The organism is Streptomyces sp. NRRL F-5650, from assembly GCF_000721365.1.
GTDB lineage: Bacteria > Actinomycetota > Actinomycetes > Streptomycetales > Streptomycetaceae > Streptomyces > Streptomyces ardesiacus.
This window is the reverse complement of record NZ_JOGV01000010.1, coordinates 184,269-202,627: the sequence shown is the minus strand read 5'-3', so window position 1 is coordinate 202,627 and position 18,359 is coordinate 184,269. Positions and strand designations below refer to the sequence as shown.

20 protein-coding genes are annotated in these 18,359 nt (G+C 73.5%); 11 read left to right on the top strand and 9 right to left on the bottom strand.

What is annotated here, in order from left to right; genetic code table 11:
* Positions 1-97: 97 nt before the first annotated feature.
* On the top strand, positions 98-1,261 hold the full coding sequence (locus IG88_RS0112535) for a GDSL-type esterase/lipase family protein (RefSeq protein ID WP_031039023.1): 1,164 nt from the start codon (positions 98-100) through the stop codon (positions 1,259-1,261).
* A gap of 32 nt (positions 1,262-1,293) precedes the next feature.
* Here the strand turns inward: IG88_RS0112535 and IG88_RS0112530 are convergent, their stop codons facing one another.
* Positions 1,294-1,995, bottom strand: a complete 702-nt coding sequence (locus IG88_RS0112530; RefSeq protein ID WP_031039019.1) for a type 1 glutamine amidotransferase — start codon at positions 1,993-1,995, stop codon at positions 1,294-1,296.
* A gap of 25 nt (positions 1,996-2,020) precedes the next feature.
* Positions 2,021-3,142 carry a lipid II:glycine glycyltransferase FemX gene (locus tag IG88_RS0112525; protein ID WP_031039016.1) on the bottom strand — a complete coding sequence of 374 codons (1,122 nt, stop codon included), beginning with the start codon at positions 3,140-3,142 and terminating at the stop codon, positions 2,021-2,023.
* A gap of 277 nt (positions 3,143-3,419) precedes the next feature.
* On the opposite strand from IG88_RS0112525, the gene IG88_RS0112520 reads away from it, so the two are divergent.
* The gene (locus tag IG88_RS0112520) at positions 3,420-4,448 is read left to right on the top strand and encodes a Ku protein (protein ID WP_031039013.1); all 1,029 of its coding nucleotides are present in this window, start codon (positions 3,420-3,422) and stop codon (positions 4,446-4,448) included.
* 29 nt (positions 4,449-4,477) lie between these two features.
* On the opposite strand, the gene IG88_RS0112515 is transcribed toward IG88_RS0112520, so the two are convergent.
* The 3 genes from IG88_RS0112515 to IG88_RS0112505 form a co-directional block, all read right to left on the bottom strand.
* Positions 4,478-5,326, bottom strand: a complete 849-nt coding sequence (locus IG88_RS0112515; RefSeq protein ID WP_031039011.1) for an RNA polymerase sigma factor SigF — start codon at positions 5,324-5,326, stop codon at positions 4,478-4,480.
* 159 nt (positions 5,327-5,485) lie between these two features.
* On the bottom strand, positions 5,486-6,415 hold the full coding sequence (locus tag IG88_RS0112510) for an anti-sigma factor RsbA family regulatory protein (protein ID WP_031039007.1): 930 nt from the start codon (positions 6,413-6,415) through the stop codon (positions 5,486-5,488).
* Positions 6,412-6,765 carry an STAS domain-containing protein gene (locus tag IG88_RS0112505; RefSeq protein WP_031039004.1) on the bottom strand — a complete coding sequence of 118 codons (354 nt, stop codon included), beginning with the start codon at positions 6,763-6,765 and terminating at the stop codon, positions 6,412-6,414. Before IG88_RS0112505 ends, IG88_RS0112510 begins: the two co-directional genes overlap by 4 nt.
* Before the next feature lie 175 nt (positions 6,766-6,940).
* Here IG88_RS0112505 and IG88_RS0112500 point away from each other — a divergent pair, with 175 nt between their 5' ends.
* Positions 6,941-7,297, top strand: a complete 357-nt coding sequence (locus IG88_RS0112500) for a PRC-barrel domain-containing protein (protein ID WP_031039001.1) — start codon at positions 6,941-6,943, stop codon at positions 7,295-7,297.
* A gap of 110 nt (positions 7,298-7,407) precedes the next feature.
* On the opposite strand, the gene IG88_RS0112495 is transcribed toward IG88_RS0112500, so the two are convergent.
* Complete coding sequence (locus IG88_RS0112495; RefSeq protein WP_030401366.1) at positions 7,408-7,971, bottom strand: Dps family protein; 564 nt, start codon at positions 7,969-7,971, stop codon at positions 7,408-7,410.
* A gap of 94 nt (positions 7,972-8,065) precedes the next feature.
* A complete protein-coding gene (locus IG88_RS0112490) occupies positions 8,066-8,671 on the bottom strand; it encodes a flavodoxin family protein (protein WP_031038998.1) in 606 nt (201 codons plus the stop codon).
* 44 nt (positions 8,672-8,715) lie between these two features.
* On the opposite strand from IG88_RS0112490, the gene IG88_RS0112485 reads away from it, so the two are divergent.
* From IG88_RS0112485 to IG88_RS0112475, 3 genes are all read left to right on the top strand, one after another.
* A complete protein-coding gene (locus tag IG88_RS0112485) occupies positions 8,716-9,456 on the top strand; it encodes a class I SAM-dependent methyltransferase (protein WP_031038995.1) in 741 nt (246 codons plus the stop codon).
* Between the two features lie 108 nt (positions 9,457-9,564).
* Positions 9,565-10,356: a hypothetical protein gene (locus IG88_RS0112480; protein WP_234332134.1), complete on the top strand. Its 792-nt coding sequence runs from the start codon at positions 9,565-9,567 to the stop codon at positions 10,354-10,356.
* A 203-nt stretch (positions 10,357-10,559) separates the two neighbouring features.
* Complete coding sequence (locus IG88_RS0112475) at positions 10,560-11,282, top strand: FAD binding domain-containing protein (protein WP_031038990.1); 723 nt, start codon at positions 10,560-10,562, stop codon at positions 11,280-11,282.
* 29 nt (positions 11,283-11,311) lie between these two features.
* Here IG88_RS0112475 and IG88_RS0112470 read toward each other — a convergent pair whose 3' ends face one another.
* Positions 11,312-12,157 (bottom strand): lysozyme, encoded by an 846-nt coding sequence (locus IG88_RS0112470; protein ID WP_031038989.1) that lies wholly within the window; start codon positions 12,155-12,157, stop codon positions 11,312-11,314.
* A 320-nt stretch (positions 12,158-12,477) separates the two neighbouring features.
* On the opposite strand from IG88_RS0112470, the gene IG88_RS0112465 reads away from it, so the two are divergent.
* From IG88_RS0112465 to IG88_RS0112445, 5 genes are all read left to right on the top strand, one after another.
* A complete protein-coding gene (locus IG88_RS0112465; RefSeq protein ID WP_031038986.1) occupies positions 12,478-14,208 on the top strand; it encodes an ATP-binding protein in 1,731 nt (576 codons plus the stop codon).
* A gap of 156 nt (positions 14,209-14,364) precedes the next feature.
* Positions 14,365-14,784, top strand: a complete 420-nt coding sequence (locus tag IG88_RS0112460; protein WP_030401359.1) for a roadblock/LC7 domain-containing protein — start codon at positions 14,365-14,367, stop codon at positions 14,782-14,784.
* Positions 14,781-15,137 carry a DUF742 domain-containing protein gene (locus IG88_RS0112455; protein WP_031038983.1) on the top strand — a complete coding sequence of 119 codons (357 nt, stop codon included), beginning with the start codon at positions 14,781-14,783 and terminating at the stop codon, positions 15,135-15,137. The genes IG88_RS0112460 and IG88_RS0112455 overlap by 4 nt, the downstream gene beginning before the upstream one ends.
* Positions 15,118-15,792 carry a GTP-binding protein gene (locus tag IG88_RS0112450; protein ID WP_031038980.1) on the top strand — a complete coding sequence of 225 codons (675 nt, stop codon included), beginning with the start codon at positions 15,118-15,120 and terminating at the stop codon, positions 15,790-15,792. Before IG88_RS0112455 ends, IG88_RS0112450 begins: the two co-directional genes overlap by 20 nt.
* Positions 15,789-17,051, top strand: coding sequence for a cytochrome P450 (locus IG88_RS0112445; protein WP_031038978.1), 1,263 nt, complete (start codon positions 15,789-15,791; stop codon positions 17,049-17,051). The genes IG88_RS0112450 and IG88_RS0112445 overlap by 4 nt, the downstream gene beginning before the upstream one ends.
* 12 nt (positions 17,052-17,063) lie before the next feature.
* On the opposite strand, the gene IG88_RS0112440 is transcribed toward IG88_RS0112445, so the two are convergent.
* On the bottom strand, positions 17,064-18,287 hold the full coding sequence (locus IG88_RS0112440) for a cytochrome P450 (RefSeq protein WP_031038975.1): 1,224 nt from the start codon (positions 18,285-18,287) through the stop codon (positions 17,064-17,066).
* Positions 18,288-18,359: the final 72 nt, after the last annotated feature.

Genomic DNA, 18,359 nt, shown 5'->3' with positions numbered 1-18,359 from the left:
GTTTTTCCTCTCAGGCATTTGCCTAACGCGTTTAGGTTTATGCATAATCGACGAAGGAACGAGAGGTCGGGCAAGACGCACCACAGCCGGAGGCGACATGAGCACCACGGACGACTGGATCACCACGCCGATCACGGCCGGCCTCCTGCGGGGCGCGCTCGACCTGGAGCGCACCGAGCGCGGTCTGCTGCCCCACCGGCTGCCCGCCCGGGCCCGCGCGCAGAACAACGACAGCCAGTTGGCCATGGCCGAGTCCCAGCCCTCCGGCGTACGCCTGGCACTGCGTACCCGCGCCACCGCCCTCGAACTGGACACCCTGCCCACCAAGCGGGTCTACGCCGGAGCCCCGCCGCGCCCGGACGGCGTGTACGAACTGCTCGTCGACGGCCGTCCGGCGGGCCGGGGCAGCGTCGCGGGCGGCAACACCCTCACCATCGACATGACCACCGGCACGGCCGGCCTGGAGCCCGGTCCGCCCGGCACCCTCCGCTTCACGGACCTGCCCCGGGGCAGCAAGGACATCGAGATCTGGCTGCCGCACAACGAGACCACCGAACTCGTCGCCCTGCGCACCAACGCCCCCGTCGAGCCCGGTCGGGACCCCGGCCGCCGGGTCTGGCTGCACCATGGCAGCTCGATCAGCCACGGCTCCGACGCCGCAGGCCCCACCACCACCTGGCCCGCCCTCGCGGCCTCCCTCGGCGGCGTCGAACTGGTCAACCTGGGCTTCGGCGGCGGCGCCCTGCTCGACCCGTTCACGGCGCGGGCCATGCGCGACACCCCCGCCGACCTGATCAGCGTCAAGATCGGAATCAACGTCGTCAACGCCGACCTCATGCGGCTGCGTGCCTTCGGCCCCGCCGTGCACGGCTTCCTCGACACCGTCCGCGAGGGTCACCCCACCGTCCCGCTGCTGGTCGTCTCACCCATCCTGTGCCCCGCGCAGGAGGACACCCCCGGCCCCCTCGCCCCCGACTTCAGCGGGGGCGGGGTGCGGTTCGTCGCCACGGGCGACCCGGCGGAACGCGCGAGCGGGAAGCTGACCCTGAACGTCATCCGGGACGAGCTGTCCCGGATCGTGCGGGAGCGGGCCGCCGAGGACGAGAACCTCCACCACCTCGACGGCCGCGAACTCTACGGAGCGGCCGACGCGGTGGACCTGCCCCTGCCCGACGGCATCCACCCGGACGCCGCGACCCACCGCCTCATCGGGGAACGCTTCGCCCAGTTCGCCTTCGCGGGCCGGGGCCCCTTCGCCTGACCCGCTCGGGCCCGGCCCTCAGCCGAGGGTCCTCACGCCCCGGCGACGACCGAGGCGAAGCGCCTGGCCACCTCGTGCCAGACGGCCTCGGACGCGGGCTCGTCGAGCTCCGCCCGGCGGCACAGTTCCGCCGGGTCCAGTCCCCGGGCGCGGAGCCGGCCGGCGTCCCACGCCCTGACCCGGTCCGCCCCCGCCTCGGGATGGAACTGCACGCCCCACGCCCGTTCGCCGACCCGGAACGCCTGGTACGGGCACCGCTCGCTCGCCATGAGCCACACGGCGCCCGGCGGCAGCGCCGTGATGGCGTCCACATGGCGCTCGATGGCCGTCACCCGCTCCGGCAGCCCCCGCAGCAGCCTGTCGTCCCCGGCCTCCGGCCGCAGCGTCAGCGGGGTGCTGCCCGTCTCGGGCTCGCCGTGCGCACCCCGTACCGTGCCTCCCGCCACCTGGGCGAGGAGCTGTCCGCCCAGGCAGATGCCGAAGACCGGCGCACCCCGCTCCACCGCCTCCGCGACCAGCGCCCGGGTGGGAGCGAGCCAGGGGGCGCGCGCGTCGTCGTCGGGCAGGAGGCCGCCGCCGAGTACGACGACGCCGTCGTGCCCCGGACGCCGGGGGAGTGGCTCACCGGCGTACGCGTGCACCACGTCCAGTGCCACCCCTTCCGCGGTCAGCCAGTCGCCGAACCGGCCCGGCCCGCCGCCGCGGTGGTTCTGCACCACCAGGAGCCGTGACATCTCCCACCCCCTCGCCGCGCGCCCCTCAGCGGCGCGCCAGGTACAGGGCCACCGCCCTGTGCAGCACCCTGTTCAGCGGATAGTCCCACTCACCCAGGTACTCGACGGCCTGCCCGCCCGCGCCCACCTTGAACCGGAGCAGCCCCAGCAGGTGGTTGTCCTCGTCCAGTGTGTCGGTGATGCCGCGGAAGTCGTAGACGGCCGCGCCCAGTTCGCGGGCGTCGCACATCATCCGCCACTGCAGGGCGTTGTTCGGCTGCACCTCGCGCCGGCGGCTGGTGGAGGCGCCGTAGGAGTACCAGACGTGTTCGCCCACCGTCAGCATCGTGGCCGCGGCCAGCACCTCGCCGTCGTGGTGGGCGAGGTACAGGCGCATGCGGTCCGGGTCCTCGGCCGTCAGCGCGGTCCACATGCGCCGGAAGTAGGCGAGGGGCCGCGGCACGAACCGGTCCCGCTCCGCGGTCTCCACGTACAGGTCGTAGAAGGTGTCCAGGTCCTCCAGGTCGCCCCGGACGACCTTGACGCCGGCCTTCTCGGCCTTCTTGACGTTCCGGCGCCACTGCTGGTTGAAGCCGCTGCGCAGGTCCTCCTCCGAGCGTCCGGCGAGCGGCACCTGGCACACGTACCGGGGCTGGCCCGCGGCGAAGCCGTCCTCGCCGCCCGCCGCGGTGCGCCGCCAGCCCATCCGCAGCAGCCGCTCGGCGACGTCCTCCGCCCCGGGCTCGCGCACCGTCTCCTCCACGTCGCCCAGCCGCCGGGCCCCCGGGTCGGCGATCGCCGCCTTCACGGTCTCGGCGCTCCAGCGCCGCGTCACCACCGGAGGCCCCATCCGCACCGTGAACGCGCCGCGCTCCCGCAGGTGCGCGAGCAACGGGTCCAGCCACCGTTCCAGAGTGTCCGCCGACCAGTCGACGACCGGACCCTCGGGGAGATAGGCCAGGTACCGCTTGAGCCGCGGCAGCGGCCGCAGCAGCACGAGCCCGGCGCCCACGAGTTCACCGCCCTCGTCGAACCAGCCGAGGCTCTCCGCCCGCCAGTCCGGCTTCACGTCGCCCCAGGAGGGGACCTGGAGGTGACTCACGGAAGGCCGCGACGTGACGAAGCGCAGGTGCTCCTCGCGGGTGATCGGCTTCAGGCGAAAGCTCATGGGGTGTTCCCCTGTCCCTCTGCTCGGCTGTGGGGCGGTTGGTGCGCGTCGGCGTCCTGCGACGGTGCGACGGGGGAGACGGCCGGGGCGCCGGGCGCGGTTGCCGTCCCGCACCTCACAGGGAACAACGGGCGCCGCCGATCCGCGCGCTGTCGCCCGGCCGCCCACCCGTGTGCTCCGTCCGGCGCGCGGGGACCCGCGCCGGATGGCAGCGTGGCAGGGGCCGCCGGTGCGGGCAGGACCGGGCGGTGCGGGCGGCACACAGGGAGCGCAGGCCATGGCACGGGCGATCTGGACGGGTGTGATCACCTTCGGGCTGGTCTCGGTGCCCGTCGGTCTGTTCACGGCGACCCGGGACCACACCGTCCACTTCCACCAGTTGCAGCGCGGCACCTCGGACCGGATCCGCAACCGCCGGGTCAACGAACGCACCGGCAAGGAGGTCGGCCCCGACGACATCGTCAAGGGCTACGAGGTGAGCGAGGGCGAGTACGTCGTCGTGGAACCCGAGGAACTCGACGAGGTCGCGCCGGGACGCTCCCGCACCCTCGAGATCACCGACTTCGTGGACCTGGACCGGATCGAGCCGGTCTACTTCGGCCGCACCTACTACCTGGCCCCGCGCGGCAAGGAGTACCTCAAGGTCTACGCACTGCTGCGCACCGCCCTCGCCGAGGCCGGCAAGGTGGGGGTCGCCACCTTCGTCCTGCGCAACCGGCAGTACCTGACCGCCCTGCGCGCCGAGGACGAGGTGCTGCTGCTCCAGACGCTGCACTGGGCCGACGAGGTCCGCGATCCCGTCGAGGAACTGCCGGAACTGCCGTCGGAGCGGGTGGGCCGGGGCAAGGAGCTGGACATGGCGCTGCGTCTCGTCGACGCCCTCAGCGGCGACTGGGAGCCCGCCCGGTACCGGGACACCTACCAGGAGAAGGTCCGCGAGCTGGTCCGGGCCAAGGCCGAGGGCGAGGAGGTCGCCGTCGCCGATGAGGCGCCCGGGGCCACCAACGTCGTCGACCTGATGGAGGCGCTGCGCGGGAGCCTGGAACAGGCGCAGGACACCGGCGGCAAGCGGGCCGCCGGTGAGCGGAAGAAGGGCACCGCCCCCGCCCGCTCCTCCCGTCGGGGCGGGCCCGAGCCGTCCGAGCGGGAGGAGCTGGGAGAGTTGAGCAAGGCCGAGCTCTACCGGCGGGCCACCGAACAGGACGTCCCCGGCCGGTCGAGGATGAGCCGCCGTCAGCTCGTCGACGCGCTCAGTGGCAGCGGCGGCAGGAGCGGCCCCCGGAAGAAGAAGACGACCGCCGCCTGAGCCGCCCCGCCGGGGAGCCGGGCTCCACCTCAGGCCGTGGTGAGCATGCCCTCGCGCAGCCGGGCCAGCAGCCGCGAGATCAGCCGGGACACGTGCATCTGGGAGACGCCGAGGCGCTCGCCGATGTCCTTCTGGGTCAGCTCCTCCACGAAGCGCCAGTGGATGATCTGCCGGTCGCGCTCGTCCAGTTCGGCGATCATCGGTGCCAGGGCGTGGAAGTCGTCCACCAGAGCGAGGGCGGCGTCGTCGGTGCCGATGAAGTCGGCGAGCGCGGACTCGCCGTCCTCGCTGCCGTTGATGGTCGCGTCCAGGGAGGAGGAGTTGTAGCCGTTGGCCGCCAGCCGGGCCTCGACGACCTCGTCCTCCGGGAGGCTCATCAGCTCCGACAGCTCCTGCGTGGTGGGGTTGCGGCCGAGCCGGCTGCGCAGCTCCTCGGTGGCGCGGGCGAGTTGGACGCGGGCTTCCTGCAGGCGGCGGGGCACGTGCACGGCCCAGGAGGTGTCCCGGAAGAACCGCTTGATCTCGCCGACGATGTAGGGCACGGCGAAGGAGGTGAACTCGACCTCGCGGGTCAGCTCGAACCGGTCGATGGCCTTGATGAGACCGATCATGCCGACCTGGACGATGTCCTCCATCTCCTCCGGCCCGCGGCTGCGGAAGCGGCCGGCCGCGAAGCGGACCAGGGACATGTTCATCTCGATCAGGGTGTTACGGGCGTACTGGTACTCGGGCGTGCCCTCTTCCAGCACCGTGAGCTGCTCGAAGAACAGCTTCGACAACTCCCGCGCGTCCCTGGGCGCCACCTTGGACGGGTCCGCGATCTCCGGCATGCCCGTCGTCGTGGCGTGCTCGGCGGTCCGTGCGGTCGTCGTCGTCATGATGTGCCCTCCCGGTTGATCGGTCGTCGTGTCACCTTGTCGGCCGACGTCCGATCGCCTACCCCCGGTCAGTCGGCGCACACATGCCCAAACGCAGAAAAGATCCGACGACGGCTCAGGTCCCCGGCAACTACGCCTCAGACACCCGGCAACAACGGCTCAGGCGCCCAGCCAGAAGCGGATCGCCGTGCCCTCCTCGCCCGTGTGCACCCGCACCAGGTCGGCGACGTAGTGGACCAGCAGCAGTCCGCGGCCCCCGATCTGACCGGGCTCCGCGGGCCGACGCCCGACGAGCGGATCCGTGAGCCGCCCGGCGTCGCGGACCTCGCACACCACCTGTCCCGCCTCGGACCACACCGCGAGCGTTCCGCTGCCGCCGCCGTGGACCACGCTGTTGGTGGTCAGTTCGGACACCGCCAGTTCGGCGTCCTGCAGCCGCCGCCCGGCCAGCCCGAGCGAGGCGGCCCGGTCGACCGCGAAACGGCGCGCCTGAGGCAGCTCCCCGGCCGCGAAGGCGAGGACATCGGCGCCGGGCGGCCGGACGAGCGGCTCGTTGTAGCGGGCGACCACGGCGCGCCAGTCGTACGCCTCGCTGGCCCGCGTACGTCCGTGGGCGATGACCGTCGGGTGGGTGACCAGTGCGTCGGCCAGCACGCCGGCGGCCAGCCGGGTCTCGTCGTACGGGCACAGGATCGTCGCGGGGCGGCCGGCGAACGCAGCGTTGATCAGTGCCTCGTGCTGGGCGCACGCCGGGTACTCCGCGGCGCTGCGGCCGGCCCAGACCGGCTCGCCGACGATCCGCACCCGTGCCCCGGCGTGCGTGTCGGCGAAGGCGCGCAGCACGCCCGGAATGATGCGCCCCGGGTTGCGCCCGGCCTCGGTCATGTCGAGGAGGGTGACGTCCCGGGCGTCCGGGCCGAGCCCCGCCCGCACCAGCTCCAGGCGGGGGCCCGGGACGGCCACCGCCACCGGCTCGCCCGCTGCCAGCCCCTCCCGTACGAACGCCACCGTCCGGTCGGTGTACTCGTCCTCCGAACGGTAGAACAGGGCCGGATGGGCGAAGGTCTCCTCGGTGGTCACGGTGCTCATCGCGGCGTCACCTCGATCCGGTGCAGGGACGGCCAGAAAAGGTCCAGCACCCGCGGCAGTTGCGGGGGCGGCCGTTCCACCACGACCCGGCCGACGGGCAGGTTCATGGCCGTGAGGGCCAGCGCGGACACCCCGGCCACGTCGACGAACCGGAGGCCGGACAGCTCCACGTAGGACACGTCGGTGTGCCGCCGGGACAGCTCGCTCAGGGCGTTCTCCCAGGGCAGCCGGGTGCTCACGCCGACCTCACCACTGGCGCGGATGCCCGGGCGGCCGGACAGCGGGCCCACGTCCAGCACCGCACCGGTCCGTAGCCGGGCCGGTCCGCCCGGAATGCCTGCGCCGTCCACACTCGAACCCCCTTGGAATCCTGCCGGGCGCGCCACCGGGGCGCTCCGTCCGGCCAGGCAGCCTATCCCGGACCGCCCCGGGTACGCCGGTGAGGGGACAAACGTGCGACAGCCGGGCCAAGCGGGGAACACGACAGTGAGCGCGTCCCCGGAAGGGCGGAAGGGAAGACTGGGCATGTTTGAAGCCGAAAACATTCGTGACTGGCGCGGCCTCGACGTCGTCGACTACGACGGCCGCAAGATCGGGACCCTGGAGTCCATCTACTTCGACACCCTCACCGACCGGCCCGCGTTCGCCACGGTCACGATCGGCCTGCCGACCCGTCGGCGGCTCGTCTTCGTGCCGGTGGACAAGGCCACCGTGGGGCCGTCGTACCTGAAGGTGACCTACGACAAATCCCTGGTCAAGGACGCCCCCGGCATCGACCCGGACGGTGAGCTGGCCGCCGAGGACGAGGGCGCGGTCTTCGGCCACTACCACCTGCCCTACGAGCCGGGCAGCCGCGGCGAACGCCGTCTCGGCCGGCGCTGAGCGGCCCCGGGGGCCGTGTCCCCGCCGTGCGGCCGGGACACGGCCCCCGGGACGCCCGGGCGAACCGGTGACGAGTCCGGGTGAACCGGTGACGAGTCAGGGCGTCCCGGTCACGAGACGTCCGCTCCGCGCTCCGCCGCCTCCGTCTCGGACGTCGCACCGCCCGTGGCCAGGGCGCCCCCGGCGCTCTCCAGGTGCGCCCGCACGAACCACTGGAACTGCTCGAGGTCCCTGAGCTGGCCGATCAGCAGGTCCTCCGTGGCCGTGTCGATCTTTCCGGCCTCCTCGACCGCCGCGCGCATGCCCTCGACCACGCCGGTGTACACCACGTCGAGCGCACCGAGGTGGGCGATGGCGTCGGCCCGTCCGATGGAGTAGTCGTCCCACTTCCGCTCGGCCACGAGCGCCCCGGGCGTGCCCTGGGCCACCCCGCCCAGCGCGGCGATGCGCTCGGCGACGTCGTCGGCCATGTCGCGCACCTGGTCGACCTGGGGGTCGATCATCTCGTGCACGGCGATGAAGTGCGGACCCACCACGTTCCAGTGCACGTGCTTCAGGGTCAGGTGCAGGTCGTTGAGAGCGTGCAGGCGCAGTCGCAGCACACCGATGAGCCGTCCGGCGGCCTCGCGCTCGATACCGGGGACCGTGTACTTCGGGGTCAGGTCGTGCGTCATGGCGGACCTCAGCTCCTCATGCGTTTCGTACGTCGTTGCTCGTCTCGAATGCCCCGTATCCGCCCCGGCAGACCTGCTCGGCCGGAGACGGCGGTCAGGACGGAGGGGCGGGCAGCGGCATGGCGCCGAGGGCGCGGGCCGCGTGCACGAGGTTGGACGCCATGGCCCGGCCGGTGGACACCGACCAGTCGTGGCCGCGCTCGTCGTCGAGGAAGTCCGGACCGGGACCGGGGCCGAGGTGCCAGTAGGTCCAGGCCTGGCCGGGAATGGTGTAGCCGATGTCCGCGAGCCCGCCGCTGATCTCGCTGATGACGTGGTGGGCGCCGTCCTCGTTCCCGGTGACCAGGACGCCCGCGACCCGGTTGTAGGCGACCGGTCGGCCCTCGTCGTCGGTCTCGGCGAGCATGGCGTCCATGCGTTCCAGGACCCGCTGGGCGACGGACGAGGGCCGCCCGAGCCAGGTCGGCGACGCGACCACCAGGATCTGCGCGGCCAGCAGCTTCTCGTGCACGTCCGGCCAGTCGTCCCCGTCGCCCATGTCGGTCTCGACCCCCGGTTTCAGGTTCAGGTCGACGGCCCGTACGACGTCCACCTCCGCCCCGTGGCCTTTGAGCGCCGCGATCACCGTGGCGGCGAGGGCCTCGGTGTTCGACGGCTGGGGGGAGGGCTTGAGGGTGCAGTTGACGACGAGTGCGCGCATGCCTCCCCCTGTTCCCCGGTGGGCCCGGCGCTATCGTCGGCCGTATGGCTGACGAGTGCTTCCGGCATCCGCGGCTCGCCGCGCTCTACGACGTGTTCGACACCGACCGCAGTGACCTCGGCCCCTACCTGGACATGGCCGACGAGTTCGGCGCCCGGAGCGTGCTGGACATCGGCTGCGGCACCGGGGTGTTCGCCCTGCTGCTGGCGGGCCGGGGCGTGGAGACCGTCGGTGTGGACCCGGCCGGGGCGTGCCTCGACGTGGCCCGGGGGAAGGCGGGGGCCGGACGGGTGCGCTGGATCCGGGGCGACGCCGGCTCGCTCCCCGCCCTGCGCGTCGACCTCGCGACCATGACGGCCAACGTCGCCCAGGAGATCACCGGCCGGTCCGCGTGGCGCGGAACGCTGCGCGGCGCGTACGAGGCCCTGCGGCCCGGCGGGCACCTGGTGTTCGAGACCCGGGACCCGGCCCGGCGGGCCTGGGAGGAGTGGACCCGCGCACACACGCACCGGGTGGCGGAGTACCCCGGTACCGGCACCGTCGAGAGCTGGTGCGAGCTGGTGGACGTGAGCGGACCGCTGGTCACCTTCCGGTGGACCTACGTCTTCGGCGCGGACGGCGCGGTGCTGACCTCCGACTCGACGCTGCGTTTCCGCGAGCGGGACGAGGTGGCGGCCGACCTGGCCGGACAGGGGTACGTGGTGCGGGAGGTGCGGGAGGCCCCCGACCGCCCGGGCAGGGAGTTCGTGTTCGTCGCGCGGCGCCCGGAGACGGCCGGACGCTGACCGCGCCCGCGACGCGGGGCGGCGTCCGGAAACCGGCAGTCAACGCGGTCCCCTCACTGCCCGGCCCTGCCCCTGACGCGGCACGCCCCGGGACGCCATCCTCGCCGCATGGCCCGTTTCGAGCACACCGTAACCCTCGCCCCCGTGCCGCGCCGCTGGCTGGAGTCGTGCGTCGCCGCGCTGCACGACCTGGCGGAGGACACGGACACAGAGGGAGGGCGGTTGCTGCTGCCCGACGGCCGCCCGCTGCCCGGTCTGGTACTGGAGCGGGGACGGCATCTGAGGCCGGGCGCGCGGTACCGGTCCGTGCCCGTCGAGGACGGGGAACCGGAGGCGGACCAGTGCGTGACCGTGCTCGCCTGGGACCGGCGCCGAAGGACCGAGCTGGAGATCGTCACCGTCGAGGACGACCGGGGTCACCCCGCCCGGATCGACTGCGTCCTCGGACTCACGAGCGCCGAACGGCCGCGCGAGGCGTGGCTGTCGGCGACGCTGAGCACGGGCGGCCGCAAGCGGGCGGCACACCTGGGCGGCACCGGACGCGTCGACCTCGACCTCGCGGGCTGGTGGCAGGCGACCGGAGCCGGCCGCTCCCCGTCCCGCCCGCCCCTGCGCGGGACCCTGACCCACGCCCTCGTCCGCGTCACCGTCACCGTCGTACCGCGCCCCGCCCCGGACGGGCGCTGGCGGGTGACCGTGAAGGCACGCGTCAGGGGCCGTTCCTTCGCCCGCCCGCTCCTGCCGCTCGCCGCGGCGGTGTGGGGGCGGCAGGCGCGGCGGAAGGGCGCCGAGGCCCTGGACCGTGCCGCGGCGGCGTGGAACGTCCACGTCCCCGCACTGGTCGGCAAGGACGCCGACCGGCTGCGCGCCGACGTGGCCGCCGCGCTGCTCGACCGGTGAGGCGGTACCGCGGGGAACCGGGCCCGCGCGGCGCTGCCCGCGGCCCGGTCCCGCGGCGGGCGGCGCGCGGAAGGCGCACGGGGAAGAGAGATGAGCCCTGTACGCGCCCCCTGCGCGGTGCGGACAATCCCAGTGACCGTGATCGCCCGGCGGTGGACGCGGTGCCGTCCGGCCGCCGACTCCCGGGAAGCAGGTCGATCGCCATGCTGCTGCGCCAGCCCGCATCCGTGTCCGAAGCACAGGAGTGCATGGCGCAGGGGGCGGTGCCCATCGGCGGCGCCACCCTGGTGTGGGCCACCTGGCAGCGCGACGGCTTCCCCGAACTGGCCATGTCCCTGCGCTCGCTGCCGCAGGCGACCGTCGTCGCCGCCGAGGCGCTGGGCGCGGCCGTGGTGCTGCAGCGGGTGGACGACCGGGTGCCGGAGGTACTGCGCCGGGCGGCGGCCTCCGTGGGCACCGGAGCGGTACGCCGGACGGCCACCGTCGGCGGCAACCTGGTCGGCAGCAGCCTGCGCTGCCTGCTCCCCGCGGCCCTCGTGCTGGACGCCCGCGCCACGGTGCTGGGCCCCGACGACCCCTACGAGACCGACCTGGCCGAGGTGATGGCGAAGCGTCACCTGCTGCTCGGGCTGCGCTGGCGCACCCCGCTGGCCAGCGGCTACCGCAAGCTCCCCGCCGAAGCCGGCGGCCCGCCGCCCCTGGTGGTCGCCACCGCCGTGCACGCCGGCGGCCCGGGCCCGAACCGCCTGCGCGTCGCCGTACGCGACGGCTACGACGTGCTCTGCGGGACGGCCCCGTGCGGCACGGATGCCGACGAGGCACTGGACTCCCTGGGGGGAACGGACGTCGGCGCCCTGCCCGCCGCGGCCCGGGACGTGGTCCGCGAGCAGGTCGCCGACATCGTGGACACCCTCGCCGGCCGCTGAGCCCGCGGCCGGCGCACCTCCGGTGTGCGTCAGCCGTTGGCCAGGGCCTTGACGCGGTCCAGGGAACCGTTGAACTTGTCGTGGTCCCCGACGGTCGGTCCGGACGAGGTGTACTGCCACATGGTGTGGAAGCCCCAGCCGGCCGGGAGCGTCCCGACGGTCGAGGCGTACCGGGCCACCCACAGCGGGTTGCTCGCGCCGAAACCGCTGTAGTTGCCGGTGCACTGCGTCCACCAGTTGGTGGACGTGTAGATGACGGCGTGGCGGCCGGTGCGCGCCTTGTACCGGTCCAGGAAGGCCCGGATCCAGCTCACCATCTGACTGTGCGTCCGCCCGTAGCAGGTGGCCCCGTACGGGTTGTACTCGATGTCCAGGACGCCCGGCAGCGTCTTGCCGTCCTTGGACCAGCCGCCGCCGTGGTCGACGAAGTAGTCGGCCTGGGCGGCGCCGCCGGCGGTGTCCGGGGTCGCGAAGTGGTACGCGCCGCGGACCATGCCGGTGTCGTACGAACCGCCGTACTGCTGGGCGAAGTACGGGTTCCGGTAGGAGGTGCCCTCGGTGGCCTTCACATAGGCCCACTTCACGCCGCTCTTCCACAGGGTCGACCAGGCGACGTTGCCCTGGTGGCTGGAGACGTCCACGCCCTCGGTCTGGGCGGCACGGGTGCCGAGGGGGCGGCCCTGGACCCCTTCGTGGGCGAGGACGCCCGTGCCCATGTGGGCGGTGCCGCGGGCGGGGGTCCGCGTGTCGTCGGCCGGGGCCGAGGCCGTGGCCGGGACCGCGGCAAGGGTCAGGAGGAGTGACTGGGCGGCGAGGATGACGCCCGAGGCGATCAGGCGTGAGTGGCGGTTCGCCACGGTTATGGGTCTGCGCATGGCACCCATCCGAACCGGAGTCGGGCCGCACCGCATCCCGCACTCGTCCAGACGGAGCTGTCGGGCTGTCAGCCCGGAACCATCCGCCCCGACAGGAACGCCAGTACCACATCGCTGCGTTCGATTGGCGAGATGCCGGGAAAGTTCGCTCCTCGGTGGGGTCTGCGGTCGGTCCGGCCTGCGTGGCCGACGCGCTGACTAGCATGAACCGCACGCCCGCCGGAGTGATCACCACTCACCCGGTGGTACGGCTCCGGCCCGCGGCCGCCCCAGGTCGACCGGCCTTCTCCCCGCTCTCAAGGATCCCGAGGGACCGCGGAATGTCAGTGTCTGCACCCCCCACCCCGCCCCGGACGCAGAAACCCGGCCGCACCACCCCGACCGCCCCGCTGCTCGTGCTGCCGGCCGCGGCCGCGGCCGCGGGTGCCGCCTGGGCGGCCGCGCCCGAGACCGCCCGGAGCTGGACCGCGACCCTCGCCGTCACGTCCTGGCTGTGCGTCGCCGTGTCCGTGTGCCTGGGCTCCGGCCTGGTCGGCCGGGCCCGCCGGACGGCGGCGGCCCGGCGGGCCGAGATCAGCGCCCTCAAGGCCCAGCTCGCGCAGGAGAACGCGGGGCTCGTGCACCTGGTCAACGTCGCCCTGCCGGGCATCGCGCAGCAGGTCCGCGACGGCACCGGCGCGGACGAGGCCGTCGCCAACACCGCTCCCTCCTCCGGCCCCCACCTGCGACAGGTCGCACAGAGCTTCGCGGCGCTGGTGGAGGACGCCGTACGGCACGCCGCGGACGCCGAGTCCCGGCGGCAGCAGGCCGTGCGGGAGGCGCGCGCGGCCACCGCCGAGCTGGAACAGCTCACGGAGAGCACCCTGCCCGCGGCGGTGGAGAAGCTGCGTGACGGCACTTCGGCGGAGATCGTCCTGTCCGAACTGGACTGGCCCCGGGGGGCCGCGGCACGTGCCTGCGCCGAGCTGTTCGTACGGGAACTGGCCCACAGCGAGCGGCGCACCGCCGCCGCGCAGGCCGCCTCCGCCAAGTCCCTCAGCCGCGTCCAGGCCAAGGCCGTCGGCATGCTCGCCGACCTGCGGGAGATGCAGGACCGGCACGGCGAGGAGGTCCTCGGCGACCTGCTGCGCCTGGACCACAGCACCTCGCAGCTCGGCCTCATTACCGACCGGCTCGCCCTCCTGATGGGCGGGCGCTCCAGCCGGGCCTGGAACCGGCCCATCGTGATGGAGAGCATCCTGCGCGGCGCCGTCGGCCGGATCGCCGCCTACCAGCGGGTCCGCATGCACTGCTCCACCAACGCCGCGATCTCCGGCTACGCGGCCGAGGGCGTCATGCACCTGCTGGCCGAACTCATGGACAACGCCGCCAACTTCTCGCCACCCATCGACGAGGTCCACGTCTACGTGGAGGAACGTACCGCCGGAATCGTCGTCACCATCGAGGACAGCGGGCTGAAGATGGCCGACGCGGCCATGCGCCACGCCGAAGAGGCCGTGTCGGGGCGGATGAACGACCTGGCCTCCCTGCAGGGCACACGCCTCGGCCTCGCCGTCGTGGGACGGCTGGCCGCCAAGTACGGCGTCGGGGTCAGCTACCGGCCCTCCTCGCGCGGCGGCACGGGTGTCGTCGTCCTGGTACCGCCCCAACTCCTCGCCCAGCAACGGGACCCGGGGCCCGCCCTGGCCGGCCGCACCTTCGGCGGTGCCGGCACCTCCGCCGTCCCCGGCCCCGCCCCCGCCGCGGAGGCCCCGGCCTTCGCACGGCGCGTCCCGGACGTCCGGCCCGCGGAACCGGCCCGGCTGCCCGCGCAGCCGGCGCGACCCGCCCCCGCGGCGGCCACGTCGGGCGGCCTGCCCGTGCGCTCCCCGGGGCGCACCATGGCCGAGGCCGACGCCGAGCGCGAACGCCGGGACCACCACCGGCGGCCCGCCGAACCGGCGGCGTCCGCCCACCGCGACGCCGGGGCCAGCTTCGGCGCCTTCCACCGCGGACGGCGGTCCGCAGCGGCCGGCGGGGGACCGGAGTCCGAACCGCCCGCCCCGGGCTAGGGGAGCCGGACCGGCGCCCGTACCGGCGCCCCGCACCGCCCGGCGCGGCCCGGTCCCCCCCACCCGCTCTCTCGCCCCCATCGCTCGTGCCGCTCGTGAGATTGGAGGAACGGGCCGGTGACCGCAGCACCACGAACCACCGTCCCCGCACCCACCATGCAGACCACCGACAACAGCCTCACCTGGCTCCTGCAGAACCTCCTGGACCGCACCCCCGGTACCCGCCACGCCCTCGTCCTGTCCCGCGACGGTCTCAAGCTCTGCTGGACCGAGCACCTCACCCTGGACCGCGCCGACCAGCTCGCCGCGATCTGTTCGGGCATCCAGGCCCTCGCCCAGGGAGCCTCCGTCGAGTTCGGCAACGGCACCGGCGGCGTCCGGCACTCCATGACCGAGTTCCACGGCGGCCTGCTGTTCATCGTGGAGGCGGGCCAGGGCGCCCACCTGGCCGTCGTCGCGGTGGAGGACGCCGACCCCGGCGTGGTCGGCCACCAGATGACCGAGATGGTCGAGCAGATCGGCGACCACCTGAGGGCCGAGCCCCGCCACGCCGTCCCCGGGAGCAGCTCGTCGTGACCCGCAGGCCCGTGGACACCGGCGCACCCGACCGGCTCTACACCGTCACGGGCGGGCGCAGCCGGGCCGACGACTCCTTCGACCTCGTCACCCTGGTGGTCGCCGAGTGCGGGCCGACGGCCGGCATGCAGTCGGAACACGTCCGCATCCTCGACCTGTGCCGGCACCCCACGGCCGTGGTCGAACTCGCCGCCGAGCTGGCCCTGCCGATCACGGTGGTCCGCATCCTGCTCGGCGACCTGCTCGCCACCGGGAGCATCACCGCCCGCCATCCGCGCCTGGGGCAGACCGCCGCGTCGCACCCCGATACCGCCCTTCTCCAGGAGGTGCTCCATGGGCTCCGCAACCTCTGACCCGCCGGCCTCCGCGGCCCCGGCCTCCGCCTCCCCGGCCACGGCGCCGGAGGCCACCGCGCCGTCCGGCCGCAAACCCCTGACCGACGCCGCGGAGACCGGGCTGAAGATCGTCGTCGTGGGCGGCTTCGGAGTCGGCAAGACCACCCTCGTCCGCTCGGTGAGCGAGATCCGGCCGCTCAACACCGAAGAGGTCATGACCCAGGCCGGGGTCGGCGTCGACGAGACCGGCTCGGTCACCGCGAAGACCACCACCACGGTGGCCTTCGACTTCGGCCGCATCAGCCTCAACGACCGCATGGTGCTGTACCTGTTCGGCGCCCCGGGCCAGGAGCGCTTCTGGTTCCTGTGGGACCGGCTGTTCTCCGGCACCCTCGGCGCCGTCGTCCTGGTGGACACCCGCCGGATGGACGACTCCTGGTACGCGATAGACCGGCTGGAGCATCACCGCACCCCGTTCGTGGTGGCCGTGAACCGCTTCGACGACGACACCGCCCGGCACTCCCTGGACGAGATCCGGCAGGCCCTCGCACTGCCCGACCACGTGCCGCTGATCGACTGCGACGCGCGGGTGCGGACGTCGGGAAAGACCGTGCTGGTCACCCTCGTGGACCACCTCTACCAACTGGCCCTGGCCCAGGAGAGCGCATCGTGACCGACCTCGACCCCTCGCCCCACCCCCTCGCCGCACCGGGCTGCCCCGCGCACCCGGACGCCGTGCCGCTGGCCGGACTGGAGTACCAGCAGACCCCGTCGGAGCTGTACCGCGGACTGCGCGGCACGCACGGTCCGGTCGCACCCGTGCTCCTCGACGGCGGCATCCCCGCCTGGCTGGTCCTCGGCTACCCCGAGGTCAGCTACGTGACCAGCCACGACGAGCTGTTCGCCCGGGACTCGCGCCGCTGGAACCAGTGGGGGAGCATCCCCCCCGACTGGCCCCTGCTGCCCTACGTGGGCCACCAGCCCTCCGTCCTGTTCGCCGAGGGCGAGGAACACCGGCGGCGGGCCGGGGTCATCACCCGGGCACTGTCCGGCATCGACCAGTTCGAGCTGGCCCGGGACTGCTGGCACCTGGCCGGCCGGCTCATCGCCTCCTTCGCGGGCAGCGGCCGGGCCGAGCTGATGAGCGGCTACGCGCACCCCCTGCCGATGATCGCCGCCGTGCGGATGTGCGGGATGCCGCACAGCGGCGCCGAGACCCAGCAGCTCGTCGAGGACCTGCGCGTCTCCCTCGACGCGGCCGAGGGCGACGACCCGGTCGCCGCGTACACCCGCGTGGGCGAGCGCATCCACCGGCTGGTCCGCCACAAGCGGGAGCGCCCCGGACCCGACGTCACCTCCCGGATGCTGACCCACCCGGCCGGACTGACCGACGAGGAGATCGTCCAGGACCTCATCTCCGTCATCGCCGCCGCCCAGCAGCCCACCGCCAACTGGATCGGCAACACCCTGCGGCTGCTGCTCACCGACGAACGCTTCGCCCTCAACGTCTCCGGCGGCCGCCTCAGCGTGGGGGAGGCCCTCAACGAAGTGCTGTGGCTGGACACCCCCACGCAGAACTTCATCGGCCGCTGGGCCGTCAACGACACCCAGCTGGGCGGCCGGCAGATCCGGGCCGGAGACTGCCTCGTCCTCGGCCTCGCCGCGGCCAACACCGACCCCCAGCTCTGGCCCGAGGCACACGTCGGCGCCGAGAACTCCGCGCACCTGTCCTTCAGCAACGGCGAACACCGCTGCCCCTACCCGGCGCCCCTGCTCGCCGACGTCATCGCGCGCACCGCGGTCGAAACCCTGCTCGAACGCCTTCCGGACCTCGTACTCGCCGTCGAGCCGGGGGAGTTGACCTGGCGCCCGTCCATCTGGATGCGGGGCCTGACGACGCTGCCGGCCGTCTTCACCCCCGTCGTGGCCTGACCGTAGCGCCCGTCAGGCCGCGGGGGTGAACCGGACCGGCAGCGACTGCGGGCCCCGGGTGAACACGCCCTGCTCCACCACCTCGAACCCGTCCTCCGTCCGCAGGCCGGGCAGGGCGTCCAGGAGCTGCCCGACCCCGGTCTCGACCTCGGCCTTCGCGAGGAGGGCCCCGACGCAGAAGTGCCGGCCGAGCGCGAAGGCGAGGTGGTCGGCGGCGGCCGAGAAGGCCGTCGTGGTGGTCAGGTCGTCGCGCATGATGTCGAAGCGGTCGGGGTCGCGGTAGCGGCTCTCGTCCCGGTTGGCCGCGCCGATCAGACAGGTGACGGTGGCACCGGCGGGTATCGTGCCGCCGCTGAGCGTGACCTCCGTCGCCGTCTGACGCATGATCATGTGGACCGGCGGCGTGTAGCGGAGCGTCTCGGCGAAGGCACGCGGAATCAGGCTCCGGTCCTCGCGCACGGCCGCCAACTGCTCCGGGTGGGCCAGCAGGTTGGCGAAGATCCCGGCGATCGCCTTGTCGGTGGTCTCGCCGCCCGCCGCGAGCAGCAGACTGCAGAACGCCTTGATGTCCTCGTCGCTCATCCGCACCCCGTCCACCTCGGCGGCGCACAGCGTGGACAGCAGGTCGTCGCCCGGCTTCTCGCGGCGCTCCCGGATGATCGGGATCATGTACTCGGCGAACTCCACCCGGGTGCGCGCACCGGCGGCGGCGACCTCCTGGTCCCCCGAGAGGTTGCCCAGGAACGCGATGACCGACGTGTACCAGCCGTGGAACCGGTCGTGGTCGGCCTTGTCCAGGCCCAGCATGTCCGCGATGACGTTGACGGGGAACCGGGTGGCGTAGTCGGCGACCAGGTCGGCGCGGCCGGTGTGCCGGAACGCGTCGATCAGCTCACGGGAGTTGCGCTCGATCACCGGCAGGAACCGCTCCCGGAGGTCGGTCCCGCGGAAGGCCGGGGCGACCAGCGCGCGCCGGACCGCGTGCTCCCGGCCGCTGAGCTGGAGGATCGTCCGGCCGTGCACGGGCTCGAGCTGCCAGTCGTAGTTCTCCGTCGTGAACTGCCCCTCCCGGTCCTTGAAGACGCGTTCCACGTCCTCGTAGCGCGAGACGATCCAGCTTTGGGTGGCCTCGTGCCGGATGAGGGGCGCGCTGTCCCGCATGGCCCGGTAGACCGGGTAAGGGTTCGCGGCGAACTCGGGGGAGAGGATGTCGGGGACCTGCTGCGCGGTGGACATGGGACTCCTCGGTCGTCAACAGCCTGGTTCCCCCAGGCTATTGACGGTGCGACAGCTCCGACAGACCGCGCG

Excerpts from the sequence above, each read along its gene's own strand:
- IG88_RS0112460 (WP_030401359.1), top strand. The coding sequence starts at position 14,365 with ATGCAGACCACCGACAACAGCCTCACCTGGCTCCTGCAGAACCTCCTG.
- IG88_RS0112470 (WP_031038989.1), bottom strand. The coding sequence starts at position 12,157 with ATGCGCAGACCCATAACCGTGGCGAACCGCCACTCACGCCTGATCGCC.
- IG88_RS0112485 (WP_031038995.1), top strand. The coding sequence starts at position 8,716 with ATGGCTGACGAGTGCTTCCGGCATCCGCGGCTCGCCGCGCTCTACGAC.
- IG88_RS0112525 (WP_031039016.1), bottom strand. The coding sequence starts at position 3,142 with ATGAGCTTTCGCCTGAAGCCGATCACCCGCGAGGAGCACCTGCGCTTC.
- IG88_RS0112480 (WP_234332134.1), top strand. The coding sequence starts at position 9,565 with ATGGCCCGTTTCGAGCACACCGTAACCCTCGCCCCCGTGCCGCGCCGC.
- IG88_RS0112510 (WP_031039007.1), bottom strand. The coding sequence starts at position 6,415 with ATGAGCACCGTGACCACCGAGGAGACCTTCGCCCATCCGGCCCTGTTC.
- IG88_RS0112475 (WP_031038990.1), top strand. The coding sequence starts at position 10,560 with ATGCTGCTGCGCCAGCCCGCATCCGTGTCCGAAGCACAGGAGTGCATG.
- IG88_RS0112465 (WP_031038986.1), top strand. The coding sequence starts at position 12,478 with ATGTCAGTGTCTGCACCCCCCACCCCGCCCCGGACGCAGAAACCCGGC.
- IG88_RS0112535 (WP_031039023.1), top strand. The coding sequence starts at position 98 with ATGAGCACCACGGACGACTGGATCACCACGCCGATCACGGCCGGCCTC.
- IG88_RS0112440 (WP_031038975.1), bottom strand. The coding sequence starts at position 18,287 with ATGTCCACCGCGCAGCAGGTCCCCGACATCCTCTCCCCCGAGTTCGCC.
- IG88_RS0112500 (WP_031039001.1), top strand. The coding sequence starts at position 6,941 with ATGTTTGAAGCCGAAAACATTCGTGACTGGCGCGGCCTCGACGTCGTC.
- IG88_RS0112515 (WP_031039011.1), bottom strand. The coding sequence starts at position 5,326 with ATGACGACGACGACCGCACGGACCGCCGAGCACGCCACGACGACGGGC.
- IG88_RS0112490 (WP_031038998.1), bottom strand. The coding sequence starts at position 8,671 with ATGCGCGCACTCGTCGTCAACTGCACCCTCAAGCCCTCCCCCCAGCCG.
- IG88_RS0112495 (WP_030401366.1), bottom strand. The coding sequence starts at position 7,971 with ATGACGCACGACCTGACCCCGAAGTACACGGTCCCCGGTATCGAGCGC.
- IG88_RS0112530 (WP_031039019.1), bottom strand. The coding sequence starts at position 1,995 with ATGTCACGGCTCCTGGTGGTGCAGAACCACCGCGGCGGCGGGCCGGGC.
- IG88_RS0112520 (WP_031039013.1), top strand. The coding sequence starts at position 3,420 with ATGGCACGGGCGATCTGGACGGGTGTGATCACCTTCGGGCTGGTCTCG.
- IG88_RS0112450 (WP_031038980.1), top strand. The coding sequence starts at position 15,118 with ATGGGCTCCGCAACCTCTGACCCGCCGGCCTCCGCGGCCCCGGCCTCC.